The sequence below is a fragment of the Pseudomonas graminis genome (assembly GCF_013201545.1).
In the GTDB taxonomy this organism is placed as follows: Bacteria; Pseudomonadota; Gammaproteobacteria; order Pseudomonadales; family Pseudomonadaceae; genus Aquipseudomonas.
This window is the reverse complement of the sequence record NZ_CP053746.1, coordinates 4,647,027-4,667,861: the sequence shown is the minus strand read 5'-3', so window position 1 is coordinate 4,667,861 and position 20,835 is coordinate 4,647,027. Positions and strand designations below refer to the sequence as shown.

18 protein-coding genes, 1 tRNA gene and 1 pseudogene are annotated in these 20,835 nt (G+C 60.8%); 16 read left to right on the top strand and 4 right to left on the bottom strand.

Translation table 11 applies throughout. The features are described 5' to 3' along the window. Positions 1–4: 4 nt before the first annotated feature. Positions 5–649 (bottom strand): phosphohydrolase, encoded by a 645-nt coding sequence (locus tag FX982_RS20920; protein ID WP_172612364.1) that lies wholly within the window; start codon positions 647–649, stop codon positions 5–7. Between the two features lie 225 nt (positions 650–874). Here FX982_RS20920 and FX982_RS20915 point away from each other — a divergent pair, with 225 nt between their 5' ends. From FX982_RS20915 to FX982_RS20880, 8 genes are all read left to right on the top strand, one after another. Next, on the top strand, positions 875–1,297 hold the full coding sequence (locus FX982_RS20915; RefSeq protein WP_172612363.1) for a helix-turn-helix domain-containing protein: 423 nt from the start codon (positions 875–877) through the stop codon (positions 1,295–1,297). 130 nt (positions 1,298–1,427) lie between these two features. Then, positions 1,428–2,348: a LysR family transcriptional regulator gene (locus tag FX982_RS20910; protein ID WP_122535825.1), complete on the top strand. Its 921-nt coding sequence runs from the start codon at positions 1,428–1,430 to the stop codon at positions 2,346–2,348. Positions 2,349–3,392: 1,044 nt separating this feature from the next. Further along, a complete protein-coding gene (locus FX982_RS20905) occupies positions 3,393–3,809 on the top strand; it encodes a DoxX family protein (protein WP_122536253.1) in 417 nt (138 codons plus the stop codon). Then, positions 3,802–4,431, top strand: coding sequence for an antibiotic biosynthesis monooxygenase (locus FX982_RS20900; RefSeq protein WP_172612362.1), 630 nt, complete (start codon positions 3,802–3,804; stop codon positions 4,429–4,431). The genes FX982_RS20905 and FX982_RS20900 overlap by 8 nt, the downstream gene beginning before the upstream one ends. Before the next feature lie 145 nt (positions 4,432–4,576). Beyond that, positions 4,577–6,415: an amidohydrolase gene (locus FX982_RS20895; protein ID WP_122536313.1), complete on the top strand. Its 1,839-nt coding sequence runs from the start codon at positions 4,577–4,579 to the stop codon at positions 6,413–6,415. Between the two features lie 126 nt (positions 6,416–6,541). Beyond that, entirely contained in the window at positions 6,542–7,165 is a 624-nt protein-coding gene (ycaC, locus tag FX982_RS20890; RefSeq protein ID WP_037010340.1) for an isochorismate family cysteine hydrolase YcaC, read from the top strand. Positions 7,166–7,321: 156 nt separating this feature from the next. Then, positions 7,322–7,729 (top strand): SRPBCC family protein, encoded by a 408-nt coding sequence (locus FX982_RS20885; RefSeq protein ID WP_172612361.1) that lies wholly within the window; start codon positions 7,322–7,324, stop codon positions 7,727–7,729. A 429-nt stretch (positions 7,730–8,158) separates the two neighbouring features. Further along, positions 8,159–8,845: a RibD family protein gene (locus FX982_RS20880; RefSeq protein WP_172612360.1), complete on the top strand. Its 687-nt coding sequence runs from the start codon at positions 8,159–8,161 to the stop codon at positions 8,843–8,845. Positions 8,846–8,950: 105 nt separating this feature from the next. Here FX982_RS20880 and FX982_RS20875 read toward each other — a convergent pair. The 3 genes from FX982_RS20875 to FX982_RS20865 all read right to left on the bottom strand — a co-directional run bounded on the left by FX982_RS20875 (position 8,951) and on the right by FX982_RS20865 (position 12,638). Beyond that, positions 8,951–9,026: transfer RNA gene (locus FX982_RS20875), tRNA-Asn, on the bottom strand. A 160-nt stretch (positions 9,027–9,186) separates the two neighbouring features. Continuing rightward, the gene (locus FX982_RS20870) at positions 9,187–11,241 is read right to left on the bottom strand and encodes a TonB-dependent siderophore receptor (RefSeq protein WP_172613127.1); all 2,055 of its coding nucleotides are present in this window, start codon (positions 11,239–11,241) and stop codon (positions 9,187–9,189) included. Between the two features lie 353 nt (positions 11,242–11,594). Next, positions 11,595–12,638 (bottom strand): SDR family oxidoreductase, encoded by a 1,044-nt coding sequence (locus FX982_RS20865; protein ID WP_172612359.1) that lies wholly within the window; start codon positions 12,636–12,638, stop codon positions 11,595–11,597. Positions 12,639–12,938: 300 nt separating this feature from the next. On the opposite strand from FX982_RS20865, the gene FX982_RS20860 reads away from it, so the two are divergent. The 8 genes and pseudogenes from FX982_RS20860 (at position 12,939) to tssC (ending at position 20,833) form a co-directional block, all read left to right on the top strand. Then, positions 12,939–13,343, top strand: a complete 405-nt coding sequence (locus FX982_RS20860) for an antitoxin Xre-like helix-turn-helix domain-containing protein (RefSeq protein ID WP_172612358.1) — start codon at positions 12,939–12,941, stop codon at positions 13,341–13,343. Further along, on the top strand, positions 13,337–14,029 hold the full coding sequence (locus FX982_RS20855; RefSeq protein ID WP_172612357.1) for an RES family NAD+ phosphorylase: 693 nt from the start codon (positions 13,337–13,339) through the stop codon (positions 14,027–14,029). The genes FX982_RS20860 and FX982_RS20855 overlap by 7 nt, the downstream gene beginning before the upstream one ends. A gap of 86 nt (positions 14,030–14,115) precedes the next feature. After that, positions 14,116–14,547, top strand: coding sequence for a DNA methylase (locus tag FX982_RS20850; protein WP_122625453.1), 432 nt, complete (start codon positions 14,116–14,118; stop codon positions 14,545–14,547). A 59-nt stretch (positions 14,548–14,606) separates the two neighbouring features. Then, complete coding sequence (locus FX982_RS20845) at positions 14,607–15,347, top strand: DUF72 domain-containing protein (RefSeq protein ID WP_172613126.1); 741 nt, start codon at positions 14,607–14,609, stop codon at positions 15,345–15,347. Positions 15,348–15,490: 143 nt separating this feature from the next. Next, positions 15,491–16,615 carry a GGDEF domain-containing protein gene (locus FX982_RS20840; RefSeq protein ID WP_172612356.1) on the top strand — a complete coding sequence of 375 codons (1,125 nt, stop codon included), beginning with the start codon at positions 15,491–15,493 and terminating at the stop codon, positions 16,613–16,615. A 138-nt stretch (positions 16,616–16,753) separates the two neighbouring features. Further along, positions 16,754–18,379, top strand: a complete 1,626-nt coding sequence (locus FX982_RS20835; RefSeq protein WP_172612355.1) for an NADP-dependent glyceraldehyde-3-phosphate dehydrogenase — start codon at positions 16,754–16,756, stop codon at positions 18,377–18,379. A 385-nt stretch (positions 18,380–18,764) separates the two neighbouring features. Next, positions 18,765–19,268 carry a type VI secretion system contractile sheath small subunit gene (tssB, locus tag FX982_RS20830; RefSeq protein WP_172612354.1) on the top strand — a complete coding sequence of 168 codons (504 nt, stop codon included), beginning with the start codon at positions 18,765–18,767 and terminating at the stop codon, positions 19,266–19,268. A 28-nt stretch (positions 19,269–19,296) separates the two neighbouring features. After that, positions 19,297–20,833, top strand: a pseudogene (gene tssC / locus FX982_RS20825) (type VI secretion system contractile sheath large subunit). Positions 20,834–20,835 lie beyond the last annotated feature (2 nt).

The window sequence follows — 20,835 nt, the reverse complement described above, 5'->3', positions numbered from 1 at the left end:
CTGTTCAATACGGCCATGTCGAAGCAAGCAGTCGTTCGCAAAAGCCGCCCGCGTGCATACGATGGGCGTGAAACGACAGCACGTCGGCGTTGGTCGTGCCCAGCGTGGAGTGCGGGCGATGCAGCTGCCCCATCGCCATGACATGCAGAAACTTGAATTTGAAACCGGGTTCCCGGGGGTAAGCGGCCAACACCCGCGCCTGGGCGGCGGGGCTGAAGCACTGGCAATGCGCGCCGGTCAAATCGGTTTCGACCGCGGCGCAGAGCAGGGCGGTCAACGGCGGTTTGTGCTGCGGGATGCCCGGCGTGGTGTGCAGCGCGATGGCGTCCCAGACCTGGGCGATGTCATCCCACGACCGGCCATGCCCGCGCAGGAACTGGGCGGCGGCGTTGGCGCTGTCGACTTCAAACCGCAGTTGTGACTGGGCGTACAGCCGGGTGATGCCGATGCGCAGAAACAGTGCGGCGGTGTACAAGAGGTCGGTATCGAAACGCAGGCCGCGACTGTGCCCCAACAGGCTGGCGAAGACGAACGTGCGGCAGGCCGCGTTCAGCAGCAGGTCGGACTGGTGATCACGCATCAGGTCGGTTGCCGCTAGGGCCATCGCACCGTCGGGGATCAAAATTCCGGCCACGTATCGGGTGGTCACATGCAGTCCCTCGCAGCGAACCGAATCTTTGGAGCTGGCACGGTATCGCGCTGGCCAATGGCCGTCCTTGGTGCTGCCTTAAACGTTCTGAAAGCGGCTTGCGCGCACCGCGACGAAGCATGTCGTCGTACGACTTTTCAGAACGATTAATACCGGGAGAAGGACTTTAAGAACGCTGCTGTAGAGACTTCGCTCACCGCCAACTGTGAAGCTGGAGCGCCTGACATGACTGCATTCAACCCCTTGCTGAACCCCGAATCCGTTCTCGAACGCGTCGCGCTGTCGCCGTGGCAGGAGCGTCGGGCCAAGGACTTGATGTCCAGCCAGATGGACAAAGGGCTGTCCATCGCCCGCATCGCTGCGGAATGTTCGCTGTCGCGCAGTCACTTCTCCCGCGCGTTCAAGAAGAACACCGGGCTTTCCCCTCGCGACTGGTTCTTGCAGATGCGCCTGGACAAGGCCCGGGCGTTGCTTGGCGAGTCAGTGCTGACCATCTCGCAGATCAGCCTGGATTGCGGTTTCGCCGACCAGTCGCATTTCACCCGGGTGTTCAGTCGAGTGGTAGGGCTGACCCCGTGCAGCTGGCGCCGGACCATGGCCCTCTTGCCAGCCAAGGGGCGTTTGGCCCAGCGCGCGCACGCCTGTTGAGGGCCGCTGTCCCGAGCCATCGTCGGGCGCGACAGCACCGATGTTCAAGACACGGCCTCGGCAGCTGTGTATACCTGCGCCGGTCTGGCATAGTCAGGCCTCCCGATAATGCCCACTCCGGAATCGCTGAATGAACCGCAACGACCTGCGCCGCGTCGACATGAACCTGCTGGTGATCTTCGAAGCGTTGATGTTCGAGCGCAACCTCACGCGGGTAGCGGAAAAGCTGTTCATGGGCCAGCCAGCGATCAGTGCGGCACTGGCCAGATTGCGCGACCTGTTCGACGACCCCTTGCTGCTGCGCAACGGCCGCGCCATGGAGCCCACCGCCCGGGCCCTTGCGATCCTCAAGGAACTGCAACCGGCGCTGGACACCATCTCCGGGGCGGTGAGTCGGGCGAAGGAATTCGATCCGGCGACCAGCTGCGACATTTTCCGCATTGGCTTGTCGGACGACGCCGAGTTCGGCCTGTTCCCGCCGTTGCTCAACCGTCTGCGTGAAGAAGCGCCGGGCATCATCGTGGTGGTGCGCCGGGCGAACTTCCTGCTGATGCCGGCGTTGCTGGCGTCGGGGGAGATTTCCGTGGGCATCAGCTACACCACTGAACTGCCGGCCAACGCCAAGCGCAAGAAGCTGCGCGACATCGGCGTCAAGGTATTGCGCGGCGACAAACGCCCGGAGCCGTTGACGCTGGACGAATTCTGCCAGCGGCCGCACACCATGGTGTCGTTCTCGGGTGACCTGAGCGGCAACATCGATATCGATCTGGCGAAAGTCGGGCGGGCGAGGAGGGTGGTGGTGGCGGTGCCGCAGTTCAGCGGATTGCGTGCGCTGCTGGCGGGCACCGAGCTGATCGCGACGGTCCCGGACTACGCTGCCTGCGCCCTGATTGAGGGGTGCGCATTGCGAGCAGAGGATCCGCCCTTTCCGATCGAGCCTGCCGAGTTGTCGATGGTCTGGGCGGGCGTGCACGATAACGACCCGGCGGAGCGGTGGCTGCGCTCGCGGATTACTGAGTTCATGTCTCAGGAGACGCGGCCTTTGCCGTAGTGCAAGGTCTTTAAGATTAAGATCAAGATCAAGATCAAGATCCAAGGCGTCTGCCTGGGGGCAGACTGTTTCGCCTTCGGCGAGTTACTTGGAAAAGCACCCCAAGTAACCAAGGGTGCTTGCTCCTGGTTGGGCCCTTCGTTCCTCAGGGTTCCTTCACTCCGGTCTCGCTCCGTGGGCCCGCCGCCATCCGCCATCCATGGCGGGGGGCGGCTCTCGCGGCATCCATGCCGCTCGGCCCACGGAGCGAGACCTGCGTTCAGCCTGCCCAAGTCGCGTTTGGCGGTGACTGAGCCTTTTGTGTATGAAGATCAAAAGCAGATCACTAGCAGATCACTAGCAGATCACAGGCTTCCCGGCTGAAGCCGGTCCTACAGTCGGAGGCGATTCCACAGGGTATACGCAATGCTTTTAGTGGGACCGGCTTTAGCCGGGAAGAGGCCAGCTCAGGCGCCGACATTTTTGCTGATAGCACCCCCTCCCTGTGGGAGCGAGCTTGCTCGCGAATCCTCTATTAAAAACACCAGATATCCGATGGATGTACCGGCCCTTCGTGAGCAAGCTCACTCCTACAAGTCCTTCGCTTGATCTGCACTTGATCTGCACTTGATCTGCACTTGATCTGCACTTGATCTGCTTTTGATCTTTAAACACAAAACTCCCAGACGACGCCAATCGCGACTTGGGTGCAGGCCGAACGCAGACGACGCGCAGTGGGACGAGCCGCATGGATGCGGCGAGAGCGCCGTTGCGGACATGGATGTCCGTTCGGCGCGCGCCCACGGAGCGTCGTCGAAGTGAGGGTATTCCGACGAAGGAGGAACCCAACCAGGAGCAAGCACCCTTGGTTACTTGGGGTGCTTTTCCAAGTAACTCGCCGAAGGCGAAACCGAGGCCGTTAGGCCGACGCTGTTGATCTTAAAAAGCGCGACCCTCAAAAGCACGTCTGTTCAATACCCACCCCCTTCGCCCCGCCACACTGAATTCATCGGCCACGTACTCCGGCACCTCGGCAAACGTGGCCCACGCAATGAATGGTGTGTGATGACCTACCCAACCCACAACGACCGCGCACAAGACCTCGGGCTGCTATTCCTCAGATCCGCCGGCGCACTGTTCCTGCTGTTCGTCCACGGCCTGCCCAAACTGCTCGACTTCAACACCCAGCTGACCCTCATCGAAGACCCGTTTCACCTCGGCGCCACCCTCACCCTGAGCATGGCCATCTTCGCCGAAGTCCTTTGCCCCCTGCTGATTCTGACCGGCGTACTGGCGCGACTGGCGTGCCTGCCTATTCTCATCCTGCTGCTGGTCGCGCTCATCGTGGTACACAGCGAGTGGAGCGTCGAACAGGGCCAGTTCGGCTGGTTATTACTGATTATCTTCACCAGTGTGCTGATCGCCGGACCCGGTCGTCTGGCGCTCAACCATGGTTTGCCTGGAGCGCTTCGCTATGCCTGATTACGCCACGACCGCCGACTCTGTCCCGACGTCGAAACTGTCCGCCGACGAGATCGTCACCCTGGTGGTCAAGCACCGGATCAAGGCCGGGCTGGAAGCCCAATACGAAGCCTGGCTGCGGCGCATCGTCGCCATGGCGGCCAGCTACCCCGGGCATCTGGGCGTGGACGTCATACGCGGCAAGGCCGACGGCTTGCACATGTTTACCTGCGTGTTGCGCTTCTGTTCGACCGACGCCATGCAGCGCTGGATGGACTCTTCTCACCGCCGCGAGCTCGTCGCCGAAGCAGCGCCCATGCTGGCCGACGGCGATTTCACCGAGGTCAACCCGCACAATGAATTCTGGTTCATCCCCGCCGCTGAAAGCCCGCCGCCACGCTGGAAACAGGCCTGCGTGACCTTTCTGGTCATCTGCCCGCTGACCCTGCTGGTCCCGCTGGTCTGGGGACCGGTGTTCCGCCTGTACCCGCTGTTGGCCCATTACATCATCAGCACCGCACTGGTCACCGTGACCATCGTCCTGCTGGTGGTCTACGTGCTGATGCCCCGCGCGACGCGGCTGTTTGCACCCTGGCTGAATGCCCGGCCCGCGCCGGTGGCCGGAGCCGATCATGAAGGATGATGACGCCGATCAACCGTCTTCCAGCGACCGTCGCCGTTTCGTCGCCAAGGGCTCGCTGCTCGGCGCTGCCGCCGCACTGTTTTCTTCCATGCCTGCCACCGGCCTTGCTGTCGGGGCATCTAAAACGTCTGCCAACGGAGGCGCGATGAACGTCGATCTGATTCTCTTCAATGGTAATTTCCACACGGTTGACCAGGAAAAACCCAAGGCCAGCGCCGTGGCCATCAGCGGCGGGAAATTCGTCGCCGTGGGCAGCGACGCGGAGATCATGGCCCAGCGCGGCGCGGCCACGCAGGTCATCGACATGCACAAGCGCACGGTGATCCCGGGCCTCAATGACTCGCACTTGCACCTGATCCGTGGCGGGCTCAATTACAACCTCGAACTTCGCTGGGAAGGCGTGCCGTCGCTCGCCGACGCGCTGCGCATGCTCAAGGCCCAGGCTGATCGCACACCCACGCCGCAATGGGTGCGCGTGGTCGGTGGCTGGAACGAATTCCAGTTTGCCGAAAAACGCATGCCAACCCTCGAAGAACTCAACCAGGCTGCGCCCGACACCCCGGTGTTCGTCCTCCACCTGTACGACCGCGCGCTGCTCAACCGCGCCGCGCTGCGTGTGGCCGGCTACACCCGCGACACGCCGAACCCGCCGGGTGGCGAGATTGTCCGCGACAGCAACGGCGACCCGACCGGCATGCTGGTGGCCAAGCCCAACGCGATGATTCTCTACTCGACCCTGGCCAAGGGGCCGAAGCTGCCGCTGGAGTATCAGGTCAACTCTACGCGCCAGTTCATGCGCGAGCTGAACCGCCTGGGCCTGACCAGCGCCATCGACGCCGGCGGCGGCTACCAGAACTACCCGGACGATTACGCCGTGATCACGCAACTGGCCGAGGCCAAACAGCTGACCGTGCGCATCGCCTACAACCTGTTCACCCAGAAGCCCAAGGAAGAGCTGGAAGACTTCAAGCACTGGACCAACACTGTCACGCTGCATCAGGGCGACGACTTCCTGCGTCACAACGGCGCCGGCGAGATGCTGACCTTCTCGGCCGCGGATTTCGAAGACTTCCTCGAACCGCGCCCCGATTTGCCCGCGGGCATGGAGCAGGACCTCGAGCCGGTGGTGCGTCACCTGGTCGAGCACCGCTGGCCGTTCCGCCTGCACGCCACCTATGACGAATCGATCTCGCGCATGCTCGACGTGTTCGAGAAGGTCAATCGCGACATTCCGTTCAACGGCATCCCGTGGTTCTTCGACCACTGCGAAACCATCACGCCGAAGAACATCGAGCGGGTCAAGGCGCTGGGCGGCGGCATCGCCATTCAGGACCGCATGGCCTTCCAGGGCGAGTATTTCGTCGAGCGCTACGGTGCCAAGGCCGGCGAGCACACGCCACCGATCAAACGCATGCTGGCCGAAGGCGTGCCGGTGGGTGCCGGGACCGACGCCACCCGCGTGTCGAGCTACAACCCGTGGACCTCGCTGTACTGGATGGTCAGCGGTCGCACCGTCGGCGGCCTGGAGCTGTACCCGGAAGGCTTGTCCCGGGAAACCGCGCTGGAACTGTTCACCCGTGGCAGCGCCTGGTTTTCGTCCGAGCAGGGCAAAAAGGGCCAGATCAAAGTCGGCCAGCTGGCGGACGTGGTGGCGTTGTCCCAGGACTTCTTCAGCGTGCCGGAAGAGTCGATCAAGTGGATCGAATCGGTGCTGACCATCGTTGACGGCAAAGTGGTGTACGGCGCCGGCGAGTTCGACGATCTGGCACCGCCGAGCGTGCCGGTGCTGCCGGACTGGTCACCGGTTTCCAAGGTTCCGGGCCACTGGCGCCCGGGGGCACCTATGGCCGCGGCGGTTCACCAGTGCAGCGGCCCTTGCGGCGTACATGCCCACAGCCACGATAAAGCGCGCCAGTCGAAAGTACCGGTCAGCGACTTCCAGGGTTTCTGGGGTGCGTTTGGCTGCTCGTGCTTCGCCTTCTGATCGGCGCCTGAAGAGAGCAATTGAAAAGAGCATGAAAGGCCTCGTCGGCACTGACCGACGGGGCTCACCGTCAGCGTGATGCGCTGGCTCCCGTACTCATCCGTCACCCACTCAATGGAGTCAATCATGACCGTTCCCTACAAGCGCTTGAACAAAGATGATGCCGTGGTTCTGCTGGTCGATCACCAGACCGGCCTGATCTCGCTGGTGCAGGACTTCACGCCGAACGAGTTCAAGAACAACGTGCTGGCCCTGGCCGACTGCGCCAAGTTCTTCAACCTGCCGACCATCCTCACCACCAGCTTCGAAACCGGCCCGAACGGCCCGCTGGTGCCCGAGCTCAAGGCGATGTTCCCGGACGCGCCTTACATTGCCCGTCCTGGCCAGATCAACGCCTGGGACAACGAAGATTTCGTCAAGGCAATCAAGGCCACCGGCCGCAAGCAGATCATCATCGCCGGCGTCGTGACTGACGTCTGCGTGGCGTTCCCGACTCTGTGCGCGCTGGAAGAAGGTTTCGACGTGTTCGTGGTCACCGATGCGTCGGGCACCTTCAATGACGTGGTGCAAAAAGCCGCGTGGGCGCGCATGACCGCCGCCGGTGCACAGTTGATGAACTGGTTCTCGGTGGCCTGCGAGCTGCAGGGCGACTGGCGCAACGACATGGAAGGCCTGGCAAATCTGTTGTCCCAGCGCATTCCGAACTACCGCAACCTGATGAACAGCTATTCGGCCTTCACCGCCAAGTAACACCTCTGCGCCGCGTTTTTGCGGCGCACACCCTCCCGAATCAGCGATAACCGTGACAAGATTGCTCGCGGTTAACGCTTATCAAAGAGGGCGCGGCCCCGCAACGCCACTCAGCGTTGGCGGATCGGCCGCTGCCCCACGTCTGGAGAAAACATCATGGCTCAAGCATCTGCATCCGTTCGCATCCCGGTCTCGGCCGACAAGGTCTGGGCGCTGACCGGAGGCTTCCTGTCGCTGAACGATTGGCTGCCCTTCATCAAGACAAGCGAGTCGCAGGAAGGCGGGCGCGTGCGTCATCTGATCACCGACGACGGCGCTGAAATCACCGAGCGTCTGGAGACTTACGACAACAAGGCGCGCACCTACAGCTATTCCATCGACAAAGGGCCGTTTCCAATCAGTTCGTATCTGGCAACGCTGAAAATCAAAGAAGACGGCGCCAATGGGGCGTTGGTGGATTGGTCAGGGGTTTTCACCGCCGACGGTGTTTCCGATGCGGAAGTCGAGGCGTTGTTCAAGGGCATTTACGAGGGTGGTCTTGAGGCGCTGAAGGCCAATTTCTAAGTCGTTGAAAATGTAGGCCGCCGATCATCGCGGGACCGCCAGGCCATTGCGGCCTGGCATTTCGGTGCCGTGCTTGAATCGTTGTCGCGTCAGGCGTTTAAGGCCTTAGATATGCTCGGACACTGTCGCTGCATTGATCAGGTCGTACAGGGCAAATGCGCGGTTGACCAGGAAAACGGTCACAGCGGTAAGGGCAACGGCATTGATGATGTGCAGGGTCATGGTCATGGTCCTTGTAGTGGTTCCGTGTCGGGTCTGGAATGACGCGATGGTACGCGAGCCCTGTCGAAGCTGAAGACAATAGGCTTCATGGTCTACATCACCGGCAATGATGGGGCAGGGTGCTGGAAGGGCAAAACCGGGTGACGGGGTGAACTATTGCCGCGCGATCCGGGTCGGCTCTACACACTTATCAGCCTGGAGCCTGCCATGCAGCCTTATGTCATTTGCCACATGATGTCCTCCCTCGACGGCCACGCCCTCACCGACGGCTGGGATCGCGCGTTCAAGAAGGACGCCGGTGATTTGTACGAGAAGCTCGCCCAGACCTTCGCGTTCGACGCGTGGATCTGCGGGCGCGTGACCATGCAGGAAATCGCCCACGACGAGGGCTATCCCAAGGGCCTCGCCACTGGTCCTATCGAGCGCAGCCACTATTTTGCTGACCGCAACGCCACGGCCTACGCGGTGTCCATCGACCCTCAGGGCAAGGTCGGCTGGAAGAAGAATCAGGCGCTGGATTCCCACGTCGTGGAAGTGCTGACCGAAGGCGTGTCGGATGACTACCTGGCGTACCTGCAGTCGATTCAGGTGTCTTACATTTTCGCGGGGAAGACCGAGATCGACCTGCAGCAGGTGGTGCAGATCCTGTCGAGCGAGCTGGGCTGCAAGCGCTTGATCGTCGAGGGTGGCCCTCACGTCAGTGGGTCGTTCGTCAACGCCGGGCTGGTCGATGAAGTCAGTGTGCTGATCCTGCCGCTGATCGACGGGCGGGGCGAGCACCCGGCGTCGTTCGAGGTGTCAACCGAGGCCTGGAAGCAACCGGCTCACTTGAAATTGACCTCGGCGCAGGTTCAGGACGGCGGCGCTGTCTGGCTGCGCTACACCAAGGCTTGACCCTGGCGCGGAGCGGGGCGGACGCAGTTCCGCTTCATCCAGAGAACAAAACCGTCGGAAACGAAAAAGGCCAGCTAAGCGCTGGCCTTTTCGTTTACTTCTGTCTGGCTCCACGACCTGGACTCGAACCAGGGACCCAGTGATTAACAGTCACTTGCTCTACCAACTGAGCTATCGCGGAATGCGCGCTATCTTACTGATTGGAAAAGGGAAGTCAAGCGCGCGTGTTAAAAAAGTTGTCGGATAGGCTCGCCTACCAGATGCATAGCGTTATCGACCTTCCGGCCAGCGAGTCACGTGTGGGAGCGGGTGCGGTGTCCAGCAAGTGAGGCAGACCTGAATCAATAGCGCCAGGTCAACGACGCGGTCAGGTTGCGCGGGGCGCCGTAGTTGCTGGCCGTACCGCTGTACAGCGACGTCAGGTATTTGCGGTCGGTGACGTTGTTGAAGTTCAGCGCCGTACTCCAGTTGCTGTCGATGTCGTAGCTGGTCATCAGGTCGACCAGCGCGTAGGCGTTCTGGCGGATGACGCTGTAGTTGTCGTTCTGAATCCCGCTCTGCCAGCTGACCCGGGTGCCGATTCTGGCCTGGGGCAGGCTTGGCAGCCGGTAGCTGGCCATGCCGCGAAAGGCGTGGGTGGGCACATAACGGCGGGCCTTGTCACCGTCATCGTTTTCGATGTGCACGTAGGTGTAGCCCGCCAGCAGGTCAAGACCCGGCAGCGCTTCGCCCGACGCTTCCAGCTCGATGCCGTGGCTTTTGTAATCATCGGTGAAGTAGCGGAACTGCGAGCCCACCTCGACGAAGTCCGCCGACTGGACGTTGCTCTGTTTGGTCTTGAACACGGCGGCGGTCAGGTTCAGGCGATCGTCCATCACGCTGCCTTTGATGCCGGCTTCCAGGCTCTTGCCTTCCAGCGGCGCGAGCACTTTGCCGTCGACGCCGACCGTGCCGTATTGCGGATTGAAAATCTCCGTCCAGCTGGTGTAGACGCTCCACTGCGGGGTCAGGTCGTAGACCAGACCGGTGTACGGCGTGACCTTGCCGTGCTCGCGCTGTGAGTGATCGGTGCCATAGCTCTCGCCCGTGCCGTCGACGCTGAGCATGCGCGCACCGGCGATCCAGTGCAGATCGTCCGCCAGGCTGAAGCGCGCGCCGGCGAACAGGCTTTTCTGCCGGTCCTCGAAATTCTGGGTGTTGATGTCGCTGGTGTAGTCAAACTGCGGCGTCGGCGTGTTGCCGGCAAGAATGCCGGCGAACGAGGTATTAAAGTAGCCGGCTTCGTCGGCGTCGTATTCCCGTGCCTTCTGGTGAGTGCGGCCGTAGGCGGCGCCGAAGGTCAGCTCATGGTCGCGACCGAACAGGCTGAACGGGCCGGACACCTTGGCTTCGCCCAGCAACTGGTGGGCCTTGCTGCTGGTGTGGGCGGCGAACACCGAGGCGTCGTCATCGGTGACGCTTGAGACGTACAGCATGTTGGTGTCCTGGTATTCGGTAATACCGGTGCCGGTGAGCGTGGCATTCCAGCCGTTGCCGAAGTCGTGCTTCCATTCTGCGAACGCGCGCTGGGTGTGCATGTTCCAGTAGGTCCACGGCTGGCCGACGTTGGACGAGCGGCTGCTGTAATGGATCGGGTTGTTATTGATGTCGACCAGCGGCAGGTCGCCCCAGGTGCTGCCGTTGGAATCGCTGTTGTGTTGGGTGAAGCCCACGGTCAGGGTGTCGGCATCGGACAGGTCAAAGGCGAGCAGGCCAGCAGCGACGTTTTTCTCGTGGCTGTAGCGGTCCATCCACGAATTGCCTTTGTCGTGGGCATAGATGAAGCGGCCGCGCACGTTGCCGGTGTCGGTCAATGGCCCCGACACGTCGACGTCAATGCGACGGTTGTCCCATGAGCCCACGCTGGTGTCGATTTGCGCCTGAAAATCGCGGGTCGGTCTTTTGCGGATGAAGTTGACTGTGGCTGACGGGTTGCCGGTGCCGCTCATCAAACCGTTGGCGCCGTGGAGCACGTCGATCTGCTCGAACTCGGCCATGTCCAGGTCACCGATCATGATGGTCTGGGCGAAGGGCATGCCCATGCCGTCATACTCGAAACTGCCGATGTCGAACCCGCGGGAGGTGAACTCCGTGCGGTCGCTTTCGCTTTGCTCGACGGTCACCGACGGCGCCGAGCGCAGCGCGTCCTTGACCCCGTTCATTTTGAAATCGTTCATCTGCGCGCGGGTGATGGTCGTAATCGCCTGAGGCGTCTGCTTGTTGGTCAGCCCCAGCTTGGTGGTGCTCGAAGACGGCTTGCCCTGATAGCCCACGCTTTGCCCGTCATCCTGTGCGGCGGTGTCCTGGATCTGCATCGCGGGCAAGGTGACGTCGTCGGCTGCGTTGGCGGCAGACATGGCGGTGACGACACCGGCCAGGAGAAAGGTGGCGGGGAGGCGAGGGATCACGGTCGAAGTTCCTGAAGACGCGGTGGGAGCGCGATTCTGAATCAAGATGCGAATCATTACCAGATATGACTAACGGGATTTTCACATTTTTTTCACGGGCTGAAGGCTCTGGAATGGGCTCTTACCGGCTCAGGGCGGTCATGCGATGAAGGCCTCCTCACTCGGCGGCGCCCGGATGGACCCGAGCGTGGGACCGTTTTAGCCGGCAGGGCGTCAGCGCTTAACGACGCAGGGGATGGCTGGCACGAGGACAGATTGATTGACCGTGACGCGCTGTCAATCAATCAGTCCCCTCTAACGGCTCAGGGAATCAGCTTTCTGGCCCGCATGTCTTCCAGGTGCGCCAGCAGCACTTCATCCGAACGCAGCGTCATGCCCGAGAATCCTGCCTGCCGGGCTTTGGTAACGTCAAAGATGGCATCTTTTTCGACGTGGAAAATGAAGTCGCCGAACGAGCCCAGCGCGATTCGGTCCGGGTCGGGTTCGGCCAGCCCTTCGCGTCGCGCCAGGCTTTCCCACACGGGACGCAGCGCGCCGAGGCGCTGGGAAAGGGAAATCGGTTGCGGCTCGCCGACGTCGAGCCCGAACCACTCGGCCAGTTTTGGCCAGACGTGGCTCCAGCGAAACACGTCCCCATTGGTCAGGTTGAAGGCGCCGTTCATGTCGTTGACTGCGGCCCAGACCGCCGCCTTGCCAATCAGCTCAGCGGAGGTCACGTTCACCAGGACATTGCGGTAAGCGATGTCGGAGCCTGGAAACTGCATCGCCGTGCCGGTCTCGCGGCACAGTGTGCCGTACAGACCGATGAGATTGCCGAGGTTCATCGCCGAACCCGTGGAATGGCCGATGACGATGTCGGGGCGCAACGCTGTCCATTGGACGCCTTGCGCTTCGAGGCTTCTCACGAAGTCCTCGTGGCGGAAGTAGAGGTTGGGCGGGAAGTGGCGGCTGTCATTCTCACGGGCAGGGGTTTTATAGACGCCCAGTTGCGCGCCGTAAATTTTGCCGCCCTGAACGATGGTGATGCGCTTCAGACTCGCGCCTGAATCGCGCAGGGCGGCAACCAGATTCTCCAGCATTGCGGCATTTTCATCGGCTTCGACGCCCGGATCGCTGTCGGGCTTGAGGGCGCTGTAGAAGAGGTGGGTCACGGGCTTCAGGCTGGCTTTCGAGGCGTCGAGGGTCTCGGGCTTCAGCAGATCAGCAGTCAGGTGTGGAAAGCGACTTGGTGCGGTCGTCGATCTGCCGACGGTGGACACTTGCCAGCCGGCGTCGGCGAAACTTTCTACTACCGCTTTACCGATAACCCCGCTGGCGCCGGCGACGAGTAAGTGCTGTTCAGGCATGGGTAGGTTCTCCTCTGGACAATCAGTGGGCGCGCCGCAGGTAAGCAGCGCAGTCAAAGGGCAGACCGTGGCGGTTTCGGTCCGTGCATTCTTTTGCGGGGTGGAGAGACAGCCGTTCTGCGATGCGCTCATGGTGGAGGCTGGGTTGAAGGGTGCCCGATGGAGCGGCCTTGGCCCGGAAGTCATCCAATAACGCAGTGCAAATCTACGCTGCTGAAACTTGACATTGCGTCCATGGATGCAAATGAAGTAGGGTTGCGTCTGTAGATAATGTAACCGCTGTGACCAAGAGGTAATTTCATGACCATCGCCCTTCCAGCGCGACAACTTTCGAAGTCCGAATGCGTGGTCGGTTTGCGGGCGGCGTTGCGGGTGCTGGACAAATGGAAAGCCACCAGCGAGCAAGCCTGTCAGATCCTGCGCATTTCCCGAAGCACGTACACCCGCGCTCGCCAGGACGACGCGCAGTGGTCGGTGGCACTGGATCAGGACCAGATGCAGCGGGTCAGCTTCGTGCTGAACATTCACGCCGCCCTGCGAACCCTGTTTGATAATCCCGACAACGCCTACGGTTTCCCGTCGATGGAAAACCACAACGAGTTCTTCAATGGCAGAAAGCCCCTGGACGTCATGGCCCAGGGCGACATGATCGCGCTATACGAAACCTTCCGTCGCATCGATACCCTCCGGGGCGCCCAATGGTGACGCCGGACGCGCTCCCCGCACTCGCCGGTGAGACGCAGCAGGCCTATCGCCTGGTCAATTCCAAATTCCCTCCCATCGAGCTGTTCAGCGACGTTGCCGATGCCGCCGAGTTCGAGACGCTGTATCGAATTCAGGCGCTGACCAACCCGCGCCTGCAAAACGAAGTCGGCCGCATCGAGCTGATTCCCCTGGCCGAGATCCCGTTCGGCATCCCCGGGTGTTCTTATGCGGTTGCACCCTTTACCCATGTCAATCCGGCGGGCTCGCGCTTCAGCAGCGGCGAGTTCGGCGTGCTGTATTTGGCTGACACCGTCGACACGGCCATTGCTGAAGTGCGTCATCATCAGCAGTTGTACTGGTCGCGGGTCGCGGCGCTGAAGTACGAGCGCTTCGTGTTCCGCTGCCTGAGTTGCAGCTTCAGCGAGGAGGGCAGCGTCGACGCTACTTCAATCCCGCTCTCCGACCCCATTTATGCACCCGACGACTACGCGCAGTCCCACGTGCTGGGCAGGGCCGCGAAGCAGGCCGGGATGGCCGGGCTGCGTTACCACTCGGTGCGGTCGCCAGGCAATGTCTGCTGGGCATTGCTGACCCCGCGCCACGTCACGTCCATTGTGCAGAGCGCTCACTACGAGATGATCTGGAGCGGCGAGGTCATCGGCACCAATCAGCTATCCAACGCCTGACGCTGGTCGATGCGCACGCCGCGCAAAACATCGAACTCAACCGCCTCTTGAGAAGTCACTCCAGCAATGGATATCGAGGAGCGGTCATGGGCAAGAACATCACAGCACTGGAATTGGGCATCGACCTCGTCGAGGGCGGTGAGGCGGCGCTGTTCAAATGGTTGCTGGCCAGTTTCCTGATGGGCAAGCGCATTCGGGCCCAGGCGGCGGTGCAGACCTATCACGTCATCGTCGACAGGCACGGCCGCGACACGCCGCGCAAGCTGGCCGGGTGCACCCATCGGGAACTGGTGAGGATGCTGGGCGAGGGCGGTTACGCGCGTTACGACGAATCCACGGCCGTGCGCCTCTTGGCGCTGGCATCCAGGCTGATTAACGAATATGGCGGCACTGTCACCGCGATCGTTGCTGCCAGCGCCGACCGTGGCGAGTTCGAAAAGCGCCTGCAGGCGTTCGACGGCATCGGGCCGAAGACTGCAGAAATCTTCATGGGCGAAGCCGGGGAGGTGCTGTTTTGAACGATACAGTTTTGACGGGTGCTGTGTTCGACGGCGCTGTCCCGCAAGCGCCTGGCAGAATCTTCGTGGGCTGCGCCGGCTGGAGTCTGGGCCGCGAGTATGCGTCGGCATTTCCGAGCGACGGCACTCACTTGCAGCGCTATGCCCGGCAATTCAATACCGCGGAAATCAACAGCTCGTTCTATCGCCCCCACCGACCGCAGACCTACGCCCGCTGGGCTGAGTCAGTACCGGCGGATTTCCGCTTTTCGGTGAAAATCCCCAAGCTCATTTCCCACGAACAGCGCCTGCACGACAGCGCCCGGGCGCTGGATGAATTCCTCGGTCAATGTGGGGAGCTGGGCGAACGGCTCGGCTGCCTGTTGCTGCAGTTGCCACCGTCGCTGGCGTTCGAGCCACGGGTGGCCGAGGCCTTTTTCATCCAGCTGCGCGAGCGCTTTGAAGGCCATGTGGTCATTGAACCGCGCCATGAAAGCTGGGTGCAGGGCGAGTCGATGCTTATTCACTATCGCATCGCGCAAGCAACGGTCGACCCGTCGAGGCTCAGCAACGACAGCCAACTTTCAGGCTGGCCGGGGATGCGTTACTGGCGACTGCACGGCGCGCCGCGCATCTATTACAGCGCCTATGAAGAAGATTATTTGATTCGTCTGGCCGTCGAGTTGAAGGCTAAGGCGCAAAGCGGTGCGCCGACGTGGTGTATTTTCGATAACACCGCCAGCGGCGCCGCAACGGGCGACGCCTTAAAGCTGATGGAGTTGCTCGGTCTGCAGCCGTCCGGACTTACGCAACAGGATTGACGCCGGGACGCCCGAACCGTCATTTATCCGGCGGATTACCCCGCTCGCCGGCTGGCGCAGCATTTAGTTGGCGCGCGAGTTGTTTACTGTCATAGCACGATGCCACAATCCGCCCCATCCAATGCCAGGGTCGGGCGAATTCGATGTACCTCCATGATTCTCAACCGGCGCGCGAGGCCCTGATACGGGGCCAGGTGCGTAACGATCGTTTGCAGTTGCTTTTCCGTCAGAGTTTTTTCTCGGTGTTCGGCAGTGCTCTGGCGGCGATTATGCTCTCCTGGATTTGCTGGGAGCGCCTCGAACATTCGTTGATTCTCTGGTGGCTAGGGTTGCTGGGCGCCTCGACCACCCTGCGCCTGATCATGTTGACCACCTATTTCCGGATGCCGGAAACCGCCCGGACGCCGGAGCGCTGGGAACCCGTTTACTGGATCACGCTGGTACTGTCCGCTGGCATCTGGGGCGGTGGTGCGCTGGCACTGATGCAAGCCGGCGATCTGCTGATCCAGACACTGGTGCTGCTATTCGCGGTGGGCATGACGGTGAGCGCGGTGTCCTGCTATTCCGCGTACCGCTCGATGACCCTGGTGTCGATTGCGCTGGTGCTGTTGCCGTGCTCGCTCTGGCTGCTGTTTCAGCCCCAGACCGCGCAGCAGGGCATGGCTGCCGCGTCGCTGATCTTTGCCACTTTCGTGGTCAGTGCGACGCGCAAATTGTGCCGGGCGATGGAGCGGGCATTTCGCCTCAGCCGCGAAATGGAACATGCCCATGGCATCGCTGACCACGCCGCACAGACCGACGAACTGACCGGAGTGAAAAACCGCCGGGCTTTTTTCCATCGGGCCGAGCGCGCCTACGACACCTGCAAGCGCAGCCGGCTGCCGCTGTGCGCGCTGATGCTGGACATCGATCACTTCAAGCGCATCAACGATTGCCACGGCCATCAGGCCGGCGATGACGTGTTGCGGCAGATCGGCCGGGTCATTTGCCAATCCGTGCGGGAAGGCGACGTTTGCGGACGCCTGGGCGGCGAAGAATTTGCGCTGGTGCTGGCCAACACCACGCTCGAAGCGGCCCATGCCATCGCCGAAAAGCTCCGTCAGGCCATCGCCGACATTACCTGCCAGCACGACGAAGGGGTTACCGCCAGCCTCGGTGTCGCCGCGCTGAGCGACACCGATCAGGACGTACACGCCTTGCTCGGCCTGGCGGACAAGGCGCTGTTTCGGGCGAAGGCATCGGGTCGCAACCAGACGGCGGTGGCCTAGGGGCATCTCTGAAACGAGCGCGGACAGTTTTCGTGTCACTCGGACGTGACATGTGTCTCGACGCTTCATTCGGCGGCGGCTGTGGCGTAGTGTGTCCAGCCTGTTTGGCACGAAGACCGACTGGAAGAGGTAAATGAGATGACCCTGCAAAACCGCCTGGACAACCTGTACCCGCGCGCCGACGAGATCCCTGAGCCGTTCCGCGCAGGTCCCGCCATCGAGCAGCGCGATTATCTGGTCAATGGCGAACTGCACCAATGGCACGGGCCGTTGGCGCCGGTGTTGAGCCCGGTCTCGCTGCAGACCGACACAGGCCTTGAGTCCGTGGTGCTGGGCAGCACGCCGCTGATGGATGCCGACACGGCAATGACCGCGCTGGACGCTGCCGTCAAAGCCTACGATCGGGGCCAGGGCGCCTGGCCCACAATGCGCGTGGCCGATCGCATCCATCACGTCGAGACCTTCCTCAAGCTGATGCGCGAGCAGCGCGACGCGGTGGTCACGCTACTGATGTGGGAAATCGGCAAAAACCTCAAGGACTCGCAGAAAGAATTCGACCGCACCTGCGATTACATCGTCGACACCATCAACGCCCTCAAGGAACTCGACCGCCGTTCCAGCCGCTTCGAGCTGGAGCAGGACACCCTCGGCCAGATCCGCCGTGTGCCGCTGGGTGTGACCCTGTGCATGGGCCCTTACAACTATCCGCTGAACGAGACCTTCACCACGCTGATTCCGGCCCTGATCATGGGCAATACCGTGGTGTTCAAACCGGCCAAGTTTGGCGTCCTGCTGATTCGTCCGTTGCTCGAAGCGTTCCGCGACAGCTTCCCGGCCGGGGTTATCAACGTGATCTACGGCAGCGGCCGCGAGACGGTCAGCGCGCTGATGGCCAGCGGCAAGATCGACGTGTTCGCGTTCATCGGCACCAACAAGGCCGCCAGCGCCCTGAAAAAACTCCACCCCAAGCCGCACCGTCTGCGCGCCGCCCTGGGCCTGGACGCCAAAAACCCGGGCATCGTGCTGCCGGATGTGAACCTGGACAATGCGGTGACGGAAGCCATTACCGGCTCGCTGTCGTTCAACGGTCAGCGTTGCACGGCGTTGAAGATCCTGTTCGTGCACGAAAACGTCGTCGGCAGTTTCCTCGAGAAGTTCGAAGAAAAACTCGCTCAGCTCAAACCTGGCATGCCGTGGGAACCGGGCGTCTCGCTGACGCCATTGCCGGAGCCGGGCAAGACCGAGTACCTGCAAGGCTTGGTGGACGATGCTGTGGGCAAGGGCGCCAAAGTGGTCAATGAGGGCGGCGGCACGACCCACGGGCAGTTTTTCTACCCGGCCGTGTTGTACCCGGTGACGCCGGACATGCGTGTGTATCACGAAGAACAGTTCGGGCCCGTGGTGCCGGTAGTGGCGTACCGCGATCTGGAGACGGTGATCGAGTACGTGCTGGATTCCGATTTCGGCCAGCAGTTGAGCATCTTCGGCAACGATTCCAAACAGGTCGGGCGTCTGGTCGATGCGTTCGCCAATCAGGTGGGGCGGATCAACATCAATGCGCAGTGCCAGCGCGGCCCGGACAGCTTCCCGTTCAACGGCCGCAAGAATTCGGCTGAAGGCACGCTGTCGGTGCACGATGCGCTGCGCGTGTTCTCGATCCGTACCCTGGTGGCGACCAAGTTCCAGGAGAGCAACAAGGCACTCATCAGCGACATCATCCATAACCGTGAGTCGACGTTCCTGACCACCGATTACATTTTCTGATTCATTGCTCGACGTCACCGCAAGCCTGTTGAACAGTTGATGCTGTTCAACCGCTTGCGGTTTCTTATATCTGTACTTCAAAACCCGCCACCACTGTATGGCGCAGGCTGTTTAATTCTGCAGCTGTTCCGCTCTCCGGGATCATTTTGTAGGAAAGTTTCTAGACTTCCGTAGGACAGCTCTCGACCTGTCTTTGTGGGTAGAGTTTTTATTCGTAGGGGATTAGCCTTGCCGCTTCCCGAATGCGATGAAAACTTCATCAGCCCATTCGCTGCTCACACTTGTTAAAACTTGACCGCTTGGGTCCTGGACGCTCGACTGATAAAAAGGCCCTGCGGTCCAGATAATCCCCTTTGTGACGTGTGGCATTTTCGACGGAGGAGTTATGGCTTCAAACAGCTTTCAAAATGAAGTGCCCAAAGCCCGGGTCAATATAAAACTCGATTTGCACACGGGTGGTGCGCAGAAGAAGGTCGAGTTGCCACTCAAATTAATGGTGTTGGGGGATTACAGCAATGGCCGGGAAGACCGAGCTTTGTCCGAACGCACCAAAATCAATATCAACAAGAATAATTTCGACAGTGTGCTGGCTGAATTCGCTCCGGCATTGAAACTGACCGTTGAAAATACCTTTGCCGACGACGGTTCCGATGCCTCCGTGGATTTAAACTTTCAAAAAATGAAAGACTTCGAACCGGAACAGGTAGCAAGACAAATACCGTCATTGCGCGCGTTATTGGCGACCCGCAATCTGCTGCGCGATCTCAAATCAAACCTGCTCGACAATGCGACCTTCCGTCATGAACTTGAACGCATCGTCAAAGACGAGACGCTCAGTGACGAGTTGCGCGCCGAGCTGGCAGTACTCGCCGCACCCACAGCGGATTAATCAACCGGGTCTCTAGCAGGTATCAAACATGTCCTCGAAGCACTCTTCCGCAGTCTCAGGCGGTGGCACCGTTTTGTCCGAAGAAAGCCCCGGCGTGTATAACACGCTGTTTTCAAAAATTAACCTCAACCCGGTTTCAGCGTTGGGCGATATCGAGGCGTTTCAGAACAACGAAGCGCTGTCGGAGATTTCCGCCGATGAGCGCGTAACCGCAGCCGTCAGCGTATTCCTCAACCTCCTCAAAGGCTCGTCGCGCAAGGTCCAGCGCCTCGACAAGACCCTGCTTGACGAACACATCGCCTCGCTGGACGCGCAGATCAGCCGCCAGCTCGACGCCGTCATGCACCATCCGGACTTTCAGCGGGTGGAATCCACATGGCGCGGCGTTAAATCGCTGATCGACCAGACCGATTTCCGGCAAAACGTGCGCATCGAGTTGCTGGACATCAGCAAGGACCATCTGGTCCAGGATTTCGAAGACGCCCCTGAAATCGCTCAAAGCGGTCTGTACATGCACACCTATACCCAGGAGTACGACACGCCTGGCGGTGAACCCATTGCCGCAGCTGTTTCCAGTTACGAGTTTGATCGCAGCCCGCAAGATATCGCGCTGCTTCGCAACATATCGAAAGTCGCGGCGGCAGCGCACATGCCGTTCATTGGTTCGGTAGGGCCGGCATTCTTCGGCAAGGAAACCATGGAAGAAGTCGCTGCCATCAAAGACATCGGCAATTATTTTGATCGCGCCGAATACATCAAATGGAAGTCCTTCCGCGACACCGATGATTCCCTTATATCGGGTTGACCATGCCCCGGGTATTGGGACGACTGCCCTATGGCCCGGACACCATTCCTGTGCGCAGTTTCAATTATGTGGAAAGTGTCAAAGGCACCGATCACAGTAAATATTTGTGGACCAATGCGTCATTTGCCTTCGCTGCCAATATGGTGAAGAGTTTTGTCGCCAATGGCTGGTGTGTGCAGATTCGCGGACCGCAGTCCGGGGGGCGGTGTCGGACTTGCCTATTCATTTATATGACCTTGGCACCGGCAGTCAGGTGAAGATCCCTTCGGAAGTGATGATTCCGGAAACCCGGGAGTTTGAATTCGCCAATCTGGGGTTTATTCCGCTCTCGTATTACAAGAACCGCGATTACGCCTGTTTCTTTTCCGCCAATTCGACACAAAAGCCTGCGTTATATGACACCGCCGATGCCACGGCCAACAGCCGGATCAACTCTCGCCTGCCTTATATCTTTCTGCTGTCGCGCATTGCGCATTATTTGAAATTGATTCAGCGGGAGAACATCGGCACCACCAAAGACCGGCGGCTGCTGGAACTGGAATTGAATAAGTGGATCAGCGGGCTGGTCACCGAAATGACCGACCCCGGGGACGACTTGCAGGCCTCGCACCCGCTGCGTGATGCACGGGTGACGGTGGAAGACATCGACGACAACCCGGGTTTCTTCCGCGTGAAGTTGTACGCCGTGCCGCATTTCCAGGTGGAAGGCATGGACGTGAACCTCTCGCTGGTTTCCCAGATGCCCAAAGCCAAATCCTGACG

Excerpts from the sequence above, each read along its gene's own strand:
- FX982_RS20915 (WP_172612363.1), top strand. The coding sequence starts at position 875 with ATGACTGCATTCAACCCCTTGCTGAACCCCGAATCCGTTCTCGAACGC.
- FX982_RS20885 (WP_172612361.1), top strand. The coding sequence starts at position 7,322 with ATGGCTCAAGCATCTGCATCCGTTCGCATCCCGGTCTCGGCCGACAAG.
- FX982_RS20850 (WP_122625453.1), top strand. The coding sequence starts at position 14,116 with ATGGGCAAGAACATCACAGCACTGGAATTGGGCATCGACCTCGTCGAG.
- FX982_RS20910 (WP_122535825.1), top strand. The coding sequence starts at position 1,428 with ATGAACCGCAACGACCTGCGCCGCGTCGACATGAACCTGCTGGTGATC.
- FX982_RS20855 (WP_172612357.1), top strand. The coding sequence starts at position 13,337 with ATGGTGACGCCGGACGCGCTCCCCGCACTCGCCGGTGAGACGCAGCAG.
- FX982_RS20900 (WP_172612362.1), top strand. The coding sequence starts at position 3,802 with ATGCCTGATTACGCCACGACCGCCGACTCTGTCCCGACGTCGAAACTG.
- FX982_RS20895 (WP_122536313.1), top strand. The coding sequence starts at position 4,577 with ATGAACGTCGATCTGATTCTCTTCAATGGTAATTTCCACACGGTTGAC.
- tssB (WP_172612354.1), top strand. The coding sequence starts at position 18,765 with ATGGCTTCAAACAGCTTTCAAAATGAAGTGCCCAAAGCCCGGGTCAAT.
- FX982_RS20880 (WP_172612360.1), top strand. The coding sequence starts at position 8,159 with ATGCAGCCTTATGTCATTTGCCACATGATGTCCTCCCTCGACGGCCAC.
- FX982_RS20905 (WP_122536253.1), top strand. The coding sequence starts at position 3,393 with ATGACCTACCCAACCCACAACGACCGCGCACAAGACCTCGGGCTGCTA.
- FX982_RS20870 (WP_172613127.1), bottom strand. The coding sequence starts at position 11,241 with ATGTCTGCCGCCAACGCAGCCGACGACGTCACCTTGCCCGCGATGCAG.
- FX982_RS20835 (WP_172612355.1), top strand. The coding sequence starts at position 16,754 with ATGACCCTGCAAAACCGCCTGGACAACCTGTACCCGCGCGCCGACGAG.
- FX982_RS20840 (WP_172612356.1), top strand. The coding sequence starts at position 15,491 with ATGTACCTCCATGATTCTCAACCGGCGCGCGAGGCCCTGATACGGGGC.
- FX982_RS20865 (WP_172612359.1), bottom strand. The coding sequence starts at position 12,638 with ATGCCTGAACAGCACTTACTCGTCGCCGGCGCCAGCGGGGTTATCGGT.
- FX982_RS20860 (WP_172612358.1), top strand. The coding sequence starts at position 12,939 with ATGACCATCGCCCTTCCAGCGCGACAACTTTCGAAGTCCGAATGCGTG.
- ycaC (WP_037010340.1), top strand. The coding sequence starts at position 6,542 with ATGACCGTTCCCTACAAGCGCTTGAACAAAGATGATGCCGTGGTTCTG.